Origin of the sequence: Streptomyces sp. NPDC059649, assembly GCF_042734445.1 — a bacterium.
Lineage (GTDB): Bacteria > Actinomycetota > Actinomycetes > Streptomycetales > Streptomycetaceae > Streptomyces.
Window position 1 is genome coordinate 47,929 of record NZ_JBHWDV010000020.1, and the last position, 11,970, is coordinate 59,898.

General features: G+C 67.7%; 12 protein-coding genes. 7 read left to right on the forward strand and 5 right to left on the reverse strand.

Annotated elements, in window-relative coordinates; translation table 11 throughout:
* Window positions 1-139: 139 nt before the first annotated feature.
* The 4 genes from ACFV1J_RS21360 (at window position 140) to ACFV1J_RS21375 (ending at window position 2,839) form a co-directional block, all read left to right on the forward strand.
* The gene (locus ACFV1J_RS21360) at window positions 140-1,135 is read left to right on the forward strand and encodes an ATP-binding cassette domain-containing protein (protein ID WP_385860419.1); all 996 of its coding nucleotides are present in this window, start codon (window positions 140-142) and stop codon (window positions 1,133-1,135) included.
* On the forward strand, window positions 1,132-1,338 hold the full coding sequence (locus ACFV1J_RS21365) for a hypothetical protein (RefSeq protein ID WP_385860421.1): 207 nt from the start codon (window positions 1,132-1,134) through the stop codon (window positions 1,336-1,338). Before ACFV1J_RS21360 ends, ACFV1J_RS21365 begins: the two co-directional genes overlap by 4 nt.
* A gap of 142 nt (window positions 1,339-1,480) precedes the next feature.
* Window positions 1,481-2,029, forward strand: coding sequence for a DUF1707 domain-containing protein (locus tag ACFV1J_RS21370; RefSeq protein ID WP_385860423.1), 549 nt, complete (start codon window positions 1,481-1,483; stop codon window positions 2,027-2,029).
* 39 nt (window positions 2,030-2,068) lie between these two features.
* Window positions 2,069-2,839, forward strand: coding sequence for an NAD-dependent epimerase/dehydratase family protein (locus ACFV1J_RS21375; RefSeq protein ID WP_385860425.1), 771 nt, complete (start codon window positions 2,069-2,071; stop codon window positions 2,837-2,839).
* 15 nt (window positions 2,840-2,854) lie between these two features.
* On the opposite strand, the gene ACFV1J_RS21380 is transcribed toward ACFV1J_RS21375, so the two are convergent.
* Window positions 2,855-3,841, reverse strand: coding sequence for a Gfo/Idh/MocA family protein (locus tag ACFV1J_RS21380; RefSeq protein WP_385860427.1), 987 nt, complete (start codon window positions 3,839-3,841; stop codon window positions 2,855-2,857).
* A gap of 11 nt (window positions 3,842-3,852) precedes the next feature.
* Complete coding sequence (locus ACFV1J_RS21385; RefSeq protein ID WP_385860430.1) at window positions 3,853-5,154, reverse strand: lysine N(6)-hydroxylase/L-ornithine N(5)-oxygenase family protein; 1,302 nt, start codon at window positions 5,152-5,154, stop codon at window positions 3,853-3,855.
* Between the two features lie 319 nt (window positions 5,155-5,473).
* On the opposite strand from ACFV1J_RS21385, the gene ACFV1J_RS21390 reads away from it, so the two are divergent.
* Window positions 5,474-6,148, forward strand: a complete 675-nt coding sequence (locus tag ACFV1J_RS21390; protein ID WP_385860432.1) for an FMN-binding negative transcriptional regulator — start codon at window positions 5,474-5,476, stop codon at window positions 6,146-6,148.
* A 26-nt stretch (window positions 6,149-6,174) separates the two neighbouring features.
* Here the strand turns inward: ACFV1J_RS21390 and ACFV1J_RS21395 are convergent, their stop codons facing one another.
* The gene (locus ACFV1J_RS21395) at window positions 6,175-7,479 is read right to left on the reverse strand and encodes a nucleotide disphospho-sugar-binding domain-containing protein (protein ID WP_385860434.1); all 1,305 of its coding nucleotides are present in this window, start codon (window positions 7,477-7,479) and stop codon (window positions 6,175-6,177) included.
* A 205-nt stretch (window positions 7,480-7,684) separates the two neighbouring features.
* Here ACFV1J_RS21395 and ACFV1J_RS21400 point away from each other — a divergent pair, with 205 nt between their 5' ends.
* Entirely contained in the window at window positions 7,685-9,070 is a 1,386-nt protein-coding gene (locus ACFV1J_RS21400; protein WP_385860436.1) for an NDP-hexose 2,3-dehydratase family protein, read from the forward strand.
* Window positions 9,071-9,086: 16 nt separating this feature from the next.
* Here the strand turns inward: ACFV1J_RS21400 and ACFV1J_RS21405 are convergent, their stop codons facing one another.
* Window positions 9,087-9,479 carry a YidB family protein gene (locus tag ACFV1J_RS21405; protein ID WP_385860439.1) on the reverse strand — a complete coding sequence of 131 codons (393 nt, stop codon included), beginning with the start codon at window positions 9,477-9,479 and terminating at the stop codon, window positions 9,087-9,089.
* Between the two features lie 267 nt (window positions 9,480-9,746).
* Here ACFV1J_RS21405 and ACFV1J_RS21410 point away from each other — a divergent pair, with 267 nt between their 5' ends.
* Window positions 9,747-11,054, forward strand: a complete 1,308-nt coding sequence (locus ACFV1J_RS21410) for an activator-dependent family glycosyltransferase (RefSeq protein WP_385860442.1) — start codon at window positions 9,747-9,749, stop codon at window positions 11,052-11,054.
* 2 nt (window positions 11,055-11,056) lie between these two features.
* Here ACFV1J_RS21410 and ACFV1J_RS21415 read toward each other — a convergent pair whose 3' ends face one another.
* On the reverse strand, window positions 11,057-11,818 hold the full coding sequence (locus tag ACFV1J_RS21415; RefSeq protein WP_385860444.1) for a BTAD domain-containing putative transcriptional regulator: 762 nt from the start codon (window positions 11,816-11,818) through the stop codon (window positions 11,057-11,059).
* Window positions 11,819-11,970 lie beyond the last annotated feature (152 nt).

Sequence of the window (11,970 nt, forward strand, 5' to 3'; positions counted from 1 at the left end):
ATTTGACGCGATCTATCGTATCGATTGACGCGTTATATCGCGAATCCTAGTGTGGCCTCGCGACTCGAGGACTGGCCCATGCCTCCCCAGGAGGCCAGTCGCACGTGCGCCCAATCCGTCGACCTGTGGGAGATTCCTCATGCCATTAGCTATCCGCGCCGAACGCCTGGTGAAGGACTTCGGCGACGTACGGGCCGTGGACGGCATCGACCTCGATGTCGCCCAGGGCGGCGTGCTGGGGCTGCTGGGCCCCAACGGTTCGGGCAAGAGCACCGTCGTGCGGATGATCACCACCCTGCTCAAACCCACCGCCGGACAGGTGACCGTGCTCGGCGCGGATGTAGCCAAGGAGCCGGACAAGGTGCGCCGCCTCCTCGGAGTGTGCGGGCAGTTCGCCGCGGTCGACGGCCTTCTGGCCGGGCGTGAGAACCTGCAGAGGGTGGGCCAGCGGCACCGGTTGAGGAAGCGGGACGCGGCGGCCAGGGCCCAGGAGCTGCTGGAGCTCTTCGACCTCGCCGGAGCCGCCGACCGCCCTGCCGACACCTACTCCGGCGGTATGCGACGGCGGCTCGACCTCGCTGCCGCGGTGGTCATCCAGCCGCCGGTGATGGTCCTGGACGAGCCGACCACAGGCCTGGACCCGGTCAGCCGGCTGACGCTGTGGCAGATCGTCAGAGAACTGGTCCAGGGCGGCACCACACTGCTGCTGAGCACGCAGTACCTCGAAGAAGCCGATCAACTCGCCAACGACATCTGCGTCATCGATCACGGACGCGTCCTGGCACGCGGCACGTCGGACCAGCTCAAGGAACAGAGCGGCAAGGAGCAGGTCGAGGTCGTGGTACGCCGGTCCGAGGACATCGCGGGCGCCAGCATGCTGCTGTGCACCTTCGGCTGCGGCGACGTGACGGTCGAGGAGCACCTGCGCAGGCTCACGGTGCCCGTCACCGGCGGCGCCGGTCTGCTCGGCGACGTCATCCGCCGCCTCGAGGACCTGGATGTCGCGATCGACGACATCGGTCTGCGCCGTCCCACCCTCGACGACGTATTCGTCGCACTGACCGGACAGTCCGCGGAGCTCGACGAGCAAGAGCAGCCGGAGCCAGGCACGGCCGCGAAGGAGAGCGTGAAGTGAGCACCCTGACCATCCCGACCGCGCTGACGCCGGACTCCGGAGGCGGCATCGGCCAGCCCGTCCGTGACGCGCTCGGCATCGCCAGGACCGCTCTGATCAGGACCAAGCGCGCACCGTCCCTGATCCCGTTCGTGAGGATCCAGCCGATCGCTGCGGTCTTGCGCACCCTGGCCGTGCGCAAGCACCAGCGCCCCCTCCCTTAGGCGCGCCCCCCCCCCGCGGCGGGCGCCCGGCTGCCGGCGCTCATGAGCAGGGGGAAGGCTGAACGCACGGTCTTCCCGCCGGGCACCTCGCAAGTCGAAGATCATGGCGTTGCTGCCGCAGACACGACACAGGAGAAAGACGATGACTCGGCTACCTCAGGACCCGACGGGACCGGTCAGCGAGGAGGACCGCGACATGGCTGTCCTGCGTTTGCAGGAGGCCTACACGGAGGGGCACCTTTCCTACGAGGACATGGACCAGCGCCTGGGCCAACTGCTCAAGGCCAAGACACAGGGCCAACTCGCCTCTGCAGTGGGGGAATTGCCAGAGGTGGCCCGGAGCCAGGATCCCCATCCCCCGGTCATGGCCTTGCAGGGCAGCATCCGGCGGCGCGGCCGATGGAGGGTGCCCCGGAGGCTGACGGTCGCCTCCGCCCTGGGGCGGGTGCGCCTGGATCTGTCGCGAGCGGTCTTCGAGCACCCCGCCGTCGACATCGAGCTGGCGATGGGCACCGGGCGTGCCCGGATCATCGTGCCGCGCGATGCGGTCGTCGATCTCAAGGATCTGCAAGCCCAGTGGAAGTACCCGAACTACAAGGCACGCACGCCCGCTGGCCCAGGTGGGGTGCGGATCCGTATCCACGGAGTGATGGGGATGGGGCGGCTGACGATCCGTCACACCTGGCGCTGACCACGTCACCGCCGACAGCACCGGACAAGAGGGAAGATTGTGCAGACCATCGGTAACGGATTTCTCGCTTGGCACCTCTCCGCGGCCTTCGCGGACCGATTCCCACAGGTCACCGCGATCGCGGCCGGCGTGTCCAGCCACTCGGCGGTCTCACCCGCAGCGTTCGACCGGGAGGCAGAGCTGCTCTACGACGTGCTGCAGCAGTGCCGCGAGCGGCATCAAACGCTGCTGTTCTTCTCCAGCGCGTCCTTCGCCATGTACGGCTCCACGGGTGCCGTGTGCGACGAGGACGGCCCGTTGTGTCCCACGACGGTCTACGGCCGCCACAAACTCGCCCTCGAGACCGCCATACGCCTGTCGGGCGTCGACTTCCTGATCCTGCGACTGAGCCACATGGTCGGTCTCCACCAGCGCGCCCATCAGCTGCTGCCGGGGCTGACGCAGCAAGTCCTCGGCGGTTCGGTGAAGGTGCTGGAGGGCGCCCACCGGGACATGCTGGACGTGCGGGACCTGGTGGACGCCATCGACCGGCTGCTCACCGCAGGCGTGCACCATGAGGTCATCAACCTGGCGTCCGGGATCCCGCAGCCGATCGATACCGTCATCGACGGCATCGAGAAGCGCCTGGGCGTGAGCGCGCAACGGATCCACCACCCGGGGCCCCAGGCCGTCACCCGCGCCTCGATCCACCGACTGCGCACGTACGTACCGCAGTTCCGTCCGGCGCTGCACAGCGAGGGGTACCTGGACGAGATGCTGGACAGGTATCTGCCGTACTACGCTGACCAGTTCGCCCCCGACCGGGCATGACCTGCGCCGACAGAACTACGGGACGTCGATGCGAACCGCCATCCGCTCCACGTCCTCGACAAGCCGGGCCTGGTGACGGCTCGCCTCCGCGTCATCGCCCGCCCCGGCGCCGGACCGCACGATGTCGGCGAAGTGCCGTACGACATTGCGGAATTGGTCGTCGGCGCGGAGCGTGACGGCCTCACGGTGATCCTGCCGCTCGAGGCGCAGCACCGGCTGGAAGGCCGGCGGTGGGGTGAAGGCCCGGTCGAGGTGCAGGAGTCCGCCGCTGCCGGCGAAGGTGCAACTCGTCCGGTAGGAGTGCTGCATCCCGAAGACGAGATCGGCCGTCACCCCTTGGGGCGTGCAGGCGAGAACGCGCCCGGAGACGACCGTTCCCGCGCGCACCCGCAGCACGGCATGGACCACCTCAAGAGCGGGTCCGAAGTAGTGCAGCGCCGCGCGGATCGGATAGATGCCCATGTCCAGCAGAGCGCCACCGCCGACATCCGGCCGGTGGCGCATATTGTCCGTCGGCAGTGGCGGGATGGTGAACACGCTGGTGAAGTCCAGGATGTCGCCAACCGCTCCGTCGGCAAGCACCTTTCGGACATGGGTGTGCTGCGCATGGTGAGGGAACGCCACGTTCTCCAGGAGCACCAGGCCCAGCGACTTTGCCAGCGTCAGCAGCCGCACGGTGCTCGCCGCGTCCCCCGTCAGCGGCTTCTCGGCCAGCACATGCTTGCCGGCCCGCAGCGCCTTCTCGACCCACTGCGCGTGCAGCATCGCCGGCAGCGGCACATACACCGCATCGATATCGGGGGAGTCGATCAGCGCCTCGTACCCGTGCAGCGGTGCGCAGCCGAAGGCCGCGGCGAAACGGGCCGCCTTCGTCTCGTCCCGGCTGGCGACGGCAATCACCTCGACACCCGGCTCGGCGACCATCGCCGGAAGGGTGCGACGCCAGGCGATATCCGCGCACCCGAGAACGCCAAGACGCAGCGGACGTGGTGCTCCCTGCATGACAGGCCTCCTCAGGCGCCGATGGCGCGTGCCTGCATGACGGAGTCGGCGATCTCGCCGCTGCGCACGGCGATGTTCGACAACAGGGACGACGTCAGCCCGTGGGTGTGCTCGGTGCCGCCCTGGAGGTAGATCCCGCACGGCACGTCCGGGGAGGTCACAAGGCGGTAGTCGCGCTCCACGCGAGGGCGGCCCGCCTCGTCGCGCAGGCAGTGGCGCCCGAGGTCGCCGAGCACACCGGCCGGGTCCATGGCGTGGTAACCGGTCGCGAAGACGAGCGCATCGACGTCCAGGTCCTCCGAACTGCCGTCGAGCAGCGAACTCATCGAGACCCGGGTCTCGTCCCCGACGCGCTTGACCTCTGTCACGCGCGCCAGATTGACCACATTCAGACGCTTGGTGCCCTGCAACTCCTCCATGTACGCGCGGTGATGCAGATCCCTGATGACCTCGTCGTCGACCACCGCGTAATTCGTGTTCCTGTGGTAACGCCAAAACGCTTCCCGCGCATGGTCGGTGCCGTAGTAGTAGTCGTCCACTGCCGCGGCATCGAAAACCTGGTTGGCGAAAGGCGTGTCGTCCGCGATGGCATATCCGTAGGACGGAATGATCGCGTGGACCTCGGCGTGCGGCAGGCTGTCGTACAGGAATCTGGTGATTTCGGCCCCGCTCTGGCCGGCGCCCACCACGGCCACCCTCTTCAGACTCTCGGGGTCCGTGCTCCGGTATTTCCCGAGGAACTCGGAGCTGTGCCAGACCCGGTCATCACGCAGCACGCCCTCGGGCATACGGGGCGCCAAACCCGTGGAGACGACGACATTGCGTGCATGGATCACCCGGCTCTTTTCCGATCCCGATACGCGGACTTCGACCTCCAGATACGGGTCGGAACCCGCGGCGTCATCCGGTAGCCGCATGCCGACGACCTCCGAACCGTAGGAGACCTGGTCGGCGAAGCGGGCCTGCGCCCACTCCAGGTACCGGTGGAACTCCTCCCGGGTGGGAAAGAACGTCTGGGTGTTGGCAAACTGGCCGAGTCGGCCGGAGTCGTGCAGGTAGGACACGAAGCTGAACCGGGAGACAGGGTTGCGGAACGTGGCCAGGTCCTTGAGGAAGGAGACCTGCATCGTCGCCGACGGGAGCAGCATGTTGCGGTGCCAGCCGAACGACGGCTGACGTTCGAAGAACGCGGCGCTGACCGGGTGCTCGGGGACATTGGCGCTGTGCTCCTCCAGCGCGATGGCGAGCGCCAGGTTGGAGGGTCCGAAACCGACGCCGACCACGTCATATATCTCTTGCGCGCTGGCACCCATGAAAAATTCTCCCGCTGGGATCGATGCGACAGGTTCTTGCAATTTACTGATGCCCTCTCAGGTGCTAGTCACTCGCGGCTGTTGGGCACCTTCGTCGCGCCAATGTAGATAGCCCGGAAATCAAGTGCAAGAGGCTCGATACGTCGCCACGTCCATGGGCTTGTCCCGCCGACGGGACAGAAATACTCGACAGCTGCTGCCCTGGTGCGGGATGTGCTCTACTCGACGGGCCGGGTCTGGCAGCACCAATAGTCCCGCGCCTCAAGTGTGTTGCGCTGCCTGCGCGTACCAGAACTCAGATGAGAGGTGTGATTCTCGGGTGTTCGTTCCCCCTCACTACCGCGAGCCGAACAGTTCCTGGATGGTCGACCTGATCCTGGAGAATCCGCTGGCGCTGGCGATGACGAATGGCAGTACCGATGACGGGCCATTCGCCACCCATCTCCCCGTCATTTCCGATCCGGATACGGCCGGCGAATGGCCCGAAGGTCTCACCGGTGCCACCTTGCTCGGGCACATGAACCGGGCCAATCCCCACTGGCGTGCCCTGCGGACCGGGGACGTCATGGTACTGGCGTTCAGCGGGCCGCATGCGTATGTCTCTCCCGCGGTGTACGAGGTGACGACGCCCGCCGCGCCCACATGGAACTTCACCTCCGTGCACGTTCGGGGCGTGGTGGAGACGATCGACTCGCGCGAGGAGACGCTCGACGTCGTACGGGCCACGGCGCGCACCTACGAAGAGCGGTTCGGCGCCGGCTGGGACCAGACGGAGTCCCTCGACTACTTCCGCAAGATCGTCGGCGGCGTCGGCGCTTTCCGGATCTCGGTGACCGGGGCGGACAGCATGTTCAAACTCAGCCAGGATCAGCCCACCGAGATCCGCGAGCGGCTCAGCCGGTCCTTCGGCGAGCGCGGGTGCAGCCGCCACCGTGCAACAGCCGAGCTGATGGAGCGACTTGAGCACGTGGGGCCGAGCCCCGAGGGGGAGTGACACCGCAGCAAGAACAAGGGGCCGGCTCAGCGCCTGCGGTAGCGATCCGTGAGGATCTCCAGGTCCCGGATCACCTCGGACGGCGTCGGACGGCCGGCCAGCTCCTTGCGCAGCCGACCCGTGCCCTCCTTGAACTCCGGGTCCTCCAACAGCCGCACCAGGCACTCGCGGACCCGCTCCCCGCGCAGCTGCCTCGGTGGGAGGTGGAGTCCGGCCCGGGCCTCTTCCAGCAGCGGGGCACGCTCTTCAATGTCTCCCGGGATACGGCCGACCAGCAGCTGCGGAACGTGGTGCTCGATCGCCTCCATGAACCCCGGAATGCCCCCGTGATGGATCACCGCCGAGCACGAGGGAATGATGACGTGCAGCGGCACGAACTCCACCAGCGTCGTGTTGCCGGGGATTCTCTTCAAGTCCGCCTGGATGCTCCGGGGGAGCGTCACTATCAGCTCGATGTCGAGATCGGCCAGGGAGTCGAGCATGTCCTGCAACTGCTGGACGGTTGCGGCCTGATACTCCCTTCCACGGTTCTGACTGACCCCGAAGGTCGCAAGCACACGCCGCTTGGCCGGGTCGCGACGCGTCCAGTGCGAGACGACCGAAGGCCCGTGGTAGGAGACGTAACGAACCGGCACATGCGGCACCTGGGTCTCCAGCCGCATGGAATCCAGCATGTGATCGATGGTGAAGTCGCCCGTGACCATCTCCTCGGAGAACGACCCCCCGTACTTCTGCGCCCAGCCACCCAGCCAGTCCGCGAGCGCGTCCTCGCGGCCCTCGGGCGGCTGTTGGGCGCGTACGCGCACGAAGTTCCGCCGGAAGCGCGCGTCCCAGTCGATCTCGCTGCGCACCCGCGCGCTTGCCGCACCCACCGCGGCCGCGGCGATCGAACCCGCCTGACTCAGCCAGTCCCAGACCACCAGGTCCGGCTTCCACCACTGGCAGTACTCCACTAGCTCCTCGACCAACGCCTCGTTCATGCCCTTGTGGATCTCTGTGAGGTACCGAGTCAGCAGACGCAGCCGGTCCCAGGTCAACTCCTCCTCACGGGTCTCGGCGAAGTCGAACAAGAGGTCGTCCCGGGGGCCGAGTTCCTCCAGGGTCCGCACCATGGCCACCTGCTCCTCGGTGAACCGCTCGGCCAGCCCCTCCAGCACCCGTTCCTCGGTACCGACCACCACCGACGTCAGGCCCGACGACGTCATGACATCGGCCAGCTCCGGGCCGCTCGCCACCTGGACCTCGTGCCCCGCCGCCTGCAGAGCCCAGGCCAAGGGCACCAGCGGCTGGAAATGGGTCCGCCAAGGCCAGGACACAAAGAGAGCGCGCATGGCATTCAACTCCGCTGTCAAAAAGAAGGGGGATATCCGCCAGCGTCACCGAACGGCCTTAAGCCGACCTTGATCCGGTCTTGCACCGGCAAGGGCGTCACAGAAGGTCGGGACAAGATCGGCTTAAGCCGCGGCGGCCACACTCATCGGGCTGCTTCCGAGCGGCGCGCATCGACACCACCATCGAGCACACGAGGAGCCCAGGGTGAACGGGACGAGGCAGACCCAGGCCCGGCCGCCGGCCGCGGCACGGCAGGACACCGCACTCGCCGACCGCCTCGCACGATCCGCACGCGCCCTGCAGGGCCGGCCGGTGCAGGAGATCCACGCCTGGCTCCAACGGCGCCGCGAGCAGGTCGACTTCTCGGTGGAGCGCATTGCCTTCCGCGATCTCGACGGCTGGGGGTGGTCCACCGAGAGCGGCAATCTGGTGCATCGCAGCGGCCGCTTCTTCAGCGTGCAGGGGCTGCGGGCCGCAATCGGCGAGGAGTCCGATCGCCTCAGCTGGCACCAGCCCGTGCTCTGCCAGCCGGAGGTCGGCATCCTGGGCATTCTGGCGCGGGAGATCGACGGGGTGCTCTACTTCTTGATGCAGGCCAAGATGGAACCCGGCAACCCCGGGCTGCTGCAGCTGTCACCCACCGTCCAGGCCACGTACAGCAACTACACCAAAGTGCACAACGGGGCGAACGTCCGCTACGTGGAGTACTTCACCGATCCGTCACGGGGCCGCGTCCTGTCGGACGTGCTGCAGAGCGAACACGGCTCCTGGTTCTACCGCAAGCGCAACCGCAACATGGTTGTCGAGGTGACGGAGCCGGTCCCCGAGCACGAGGACTTCCGCTGGCTGACCCTGGGCCAGATCCACCAACTGCTCGGCAGCGACAACATGGTGAACTTCGACGCCCGTTCCGTGCTCTCGGGCCTGGTGGGGCCGGGCACGACCGAGGCCCTGCATTCGGACATGGACCTGCTGTCCTGGCTGGCCGCCCAGCGGTCGGTGACACCGAACCGTGGGATGCTCGTTGCGCTGCCCGACCTTCCGGGCTGGAAGCGCGATGCCTTCTCCATCAGTCATGAGCACGACCGGTACTTCCGCGTGGTGGCCGTGTCGGTCCGCGCGGGCAACCGAGAGGTCAACCACTGGACGCAGCCCCTGTTCGAACCGCGCAGCCAGGGCGTGGTCGCGTTCGTCACCCGTACCTTCGGCGGCGTGCCGCACGTGCTGGTGCGCGCCCGTGCGGAGGCCGGCCTGCTCGACGCCGAACTCGGTCCCACCGTCCAGTGTCTGCCGGCGAACTACGAGCACCTGCCCGCAGCGCAGCGCCCGCCCTTCCTCGATCTGGTGCAGTCGGCCGCCCCGGAACGCATCCGCTACTCGGCGCTGCACTCGGAGGAGGGCGGGCGCTTCCTCGACGCGGTGAGCCGCTATCTGGTCGTGGAGACCGACGAGAGCCAGACACCCGCCGAGGAGCCGCCCGGGTTCCGCTGGTTCTCCCACGACCAACTTGCCGCGCTCACGAGATACAGCCACTACGTGAGCGCCCAGGCCCGCAGCCTGCTGCTGTGTCTGAACACGCTGACGCCCTGACGCCCTGGGGGACGCGCTACTCGGAGATCCTGGCGAGAACGATCTTGCCGGCACCGACGACGACCGATGACGGGTGCTCGGGATCGAGGACCAGCGTTCCCTCCGAGGAGGCGCCCGCGACCAGCGCCGGCAGTTTCTCGACCACCTCGGCGACGATCTCGTCGAGTGTCTGCTTCGAACTTTCCGCCAGGACCGCCAGATTGTCCTGGCCGAGGGCCCGGATCACATCCTGCGGTGACAGTGCCGCATTGTCCTCGGTGGAAATCCACGAGCGTGCCTGATACATCTGCGCCAGCGGAAGCACCAGGCCTTGGGACCGGGCGAGGGACACCTCGTCCTCACCTTCGCCCGGAACACCCAGCGCGGGTATCACAACGGCGCAGTAATAGTGCTGCAGTGCATCGGTCACGCGAACTCCAGAAAGATGAGTGCGGCCAAATCGGCGCAGAAATGGGGCCCTTGAGCAGGTCGGCGGAAACAGCCGACGCCGGGCGCAGGTTCGCTCGGGAATTCTGCCACCAGCCGTACATGCGGACAAGGCGGAATTCCGCCCCCGCGCTGTCCTGGCGACCAGACAGCGCCGCTGCGTCACGGTGGGCAAGCCCGGGCCAAGGTCGGCCCAAGGTGACGGCGCAAGGGTCGTGCCGGAGCCCGTTCCACGTAAGGAGTTGAGACCATGCGCGTCCTGTTCGCATGCATCCCCTGGCGCACCCACTTCCAGCAGACAGTGCCGCTGGCCTGGGCGCTGCAGGCGGCGGGGCACGAGGTGCGGGTCGCCAGCGGCCCCGAGCTGGCCGACGCCATGGCCGCATCGGGCCTGACGGCGGTGTGCGTCGGTTCCGACGAACCAGTGGTGGACAAGCTCGATGCGCTGCTGGACGAAGAGGTGCTCAAGAAGGTCGAGGAGCTCCAGGAGCGCGGCGATCTGCTGGTCGACCTGTCCGAGAACCGGGAGGAGGAACTCACCTGGGAACGCCTGCGCTGGGGATACCGGATGACCCGCAGGACCCAGGCGGCCATGAACGACGCGATGGTCGAGGAGCTGGTCGAGTACGGCCGCTGGTGGCAGCCGGATCTGGTGGTCTGGGACTGGATGAGCTCGGCGGGCGCGATCGCGGCCACCGCGCTCGGTGTTCCGCATGCGCGCATCGGGACCGAGCTCGACGTGGTGGGCCGGATGCGGCGGCACTATCTGCGGGTGCGGGCGCAGCAGCCGGCGGCGGACCGTGAGGATCCGCTGGGGGACTGGCTGCGCGAGTGGGCGGACAAGTACGGCGCGGAGTTCGGCGAGGAGATGGTGACGGGGCAGGTGCAGATCGAGCAGATGCTGGGCTCGATGCGGCTGGAGTCGGACGTCCCCCACCTTCCGATGCGCTTCCTGCCCTACCACGGCCCGTCGAGCGTCCCACGATGGGCCCGCCAGGACCCGTCCAAGCCCCGCGTCCTGACCACCTTCGGGCTGAGTCTGGAGCAGTCGGACCGCCACCAGGCGCTGCCCATGGAGCAGGTGCAGGGCATGCTGGATGCGGTGGCCGACCTGGACATCGAGCTGGTGGTGACGCTGCCCGAGCGCTTCCGCAAGGAGCTGGTGCGGGTTTCCGGCCATACCCGGCTGGTGGAGTTCGTGCCGTTGAACGCGGTGATCGGCTCGTGTGCGGCGGTGATCCATCACGGAGGTGTGCCGGCGTTCATGGAGGCGGTCGCCCACGGCGTGCCGCAACTGATCCTCGGCCGCGCCGTCCCCGACATGGGCGAGCGCGGTCCGCGGCTGGAGCGCGCCGGGGCGGGTCTGTGGATTCCGGGAGATACGCCGCAGGAATTCGACGGGGACCGGATCCGGGCCGCGCTGGTGCGGCTGCTGGACGAGCCGGGCTTCAGGGAGGGCGCCGGGCGGCTGCGCGAGGAGTTCCTCGCCCAGCCCTCACCCAGCGACGTCGTCCGGGAACTGGAACGCCTCGCCGACCCGAAGCCGCGCGCGCAGTAGCGTCAGGAGAGCGCGAAATTCCCGTTGTCCCGCAGGATCTCTCGCTGCATGCCCTGCAGCGCCGCGCCGGGCTCGATACCCAGCTGCTCCCGCAGAGTCCGGCGGGCCCGTTGGTAGACGAGCAGGGCGTCACCCCGGCATTCACTGCGGTGCAGCGCCAGCATGAGCTGCCGGTGGAACGCCTCCCGCAGGGGGTGTTCCGTACTGAGCAGATAGAGATCCCCGACGAGTTCGCGATGCTGCCCCAGGGCGATGCGCGCCTCCATCAGGCCTTCCCTGCACTCCAGTTGGGCCTCCTCCAGCCAGGTGTCGAGCCCCTGAAGGATCGGGCCGCGTGCCATGTCGGTGGGCAACGGCCCCCGGCACAGGGCGAGTGCCGCCTCGAAGCTGCGCACCGAGGTCTCGTGGTCGCCGTTCCTGAGCCGGGCCCGGCCCTCCTTCATCAGACGGGTGAAGTCGTGGAGGTCGAGCTGGTCCGCCCCCGGCACCAGCACATACCCCGACGGCCTGGTCTGGACGGGGCTGTGCTGTGCTCCGGGGTGCCTGAGCAGCTTGCGGATCTGGGAGACATAGACGTACAGGCTCGAGGTGGCACTGCGCGGCGGCTCGTCCCCCCAGATCTCGGTGATCAGCTGGTCCGTGCTGACGACCTGATCGCAGCGGACGGCGAGAGTTGCCAGCAGAACCTGCATCTTCGGCGCCGAGATGATCTCGATGCTCTTCCCGCGGGTGAGGCGGACCGGTCCCAGTATCTCGTACCGCATGCTGTGAACTCCCTTTTGATGGAATGATGTTTGCCCGTTCCGCCGGCGCTTGGGGATGGAATGGCAGCCGGCACATCACTTCGAGACCGGGGTGCGCGGAGTTGTAAGGTGGGCCGCAGTTTGGATTTGCCCGAACGTACCTCAGATTGGTG

Coding starts and splice junctions, on each gene's coding strand:
- ACFV1J_RS21360 (WP_385860419.1), top strand. CDS start 140: ATGCCATTAGCTATCCGCGCCGAACGCCTGGTGAAGGACTTCGGCGAC.
- ACFV1J_RS21370 (WP_385860423.1), top strand. CDS start 1,481: ATGACTCGGCTACCTCAGGACCCGACGGGACCGGTCAGCGAGGAGGAC.
- ACFV1J_RS21380 (WP_385860427.1), bottom strand. CDS start 3,841: ATGCAGGGAGCACCACGTCCGCTGCGTCTTGGCGTTCTCGGGTGCGCG.
- ACFV1J_RS21385 (WP_385860430.1), bottom strand. CDS start 5,154: ATGGGTGCCAGCGCGCAAGAGATATATGACGTGGTCGGCGTCGGTTTC.
- ACFV1J_RS21395 (WP_385860434.1), bottom strand. CDS start 7,479: ATGCGCGCTCTCTTTGTGTCCTGGCCTTGGCGGACCCATTTCCAGCCG.
- ACFV1J_RS21410 (WP_385860442.1), top strand. CDS start 9,747: ATGCGCGTCCTGTTCGCATGCATCCCCTGGCGCACCCACTTCCAGCAG.
- ACFV1J_RS21415 (WP_385860444.1), bottom strand. CDS start 11,818: ATGCGGTACGAGATACTGGGACCGGTCCGCCTCACCCGCGGGAAGAGC.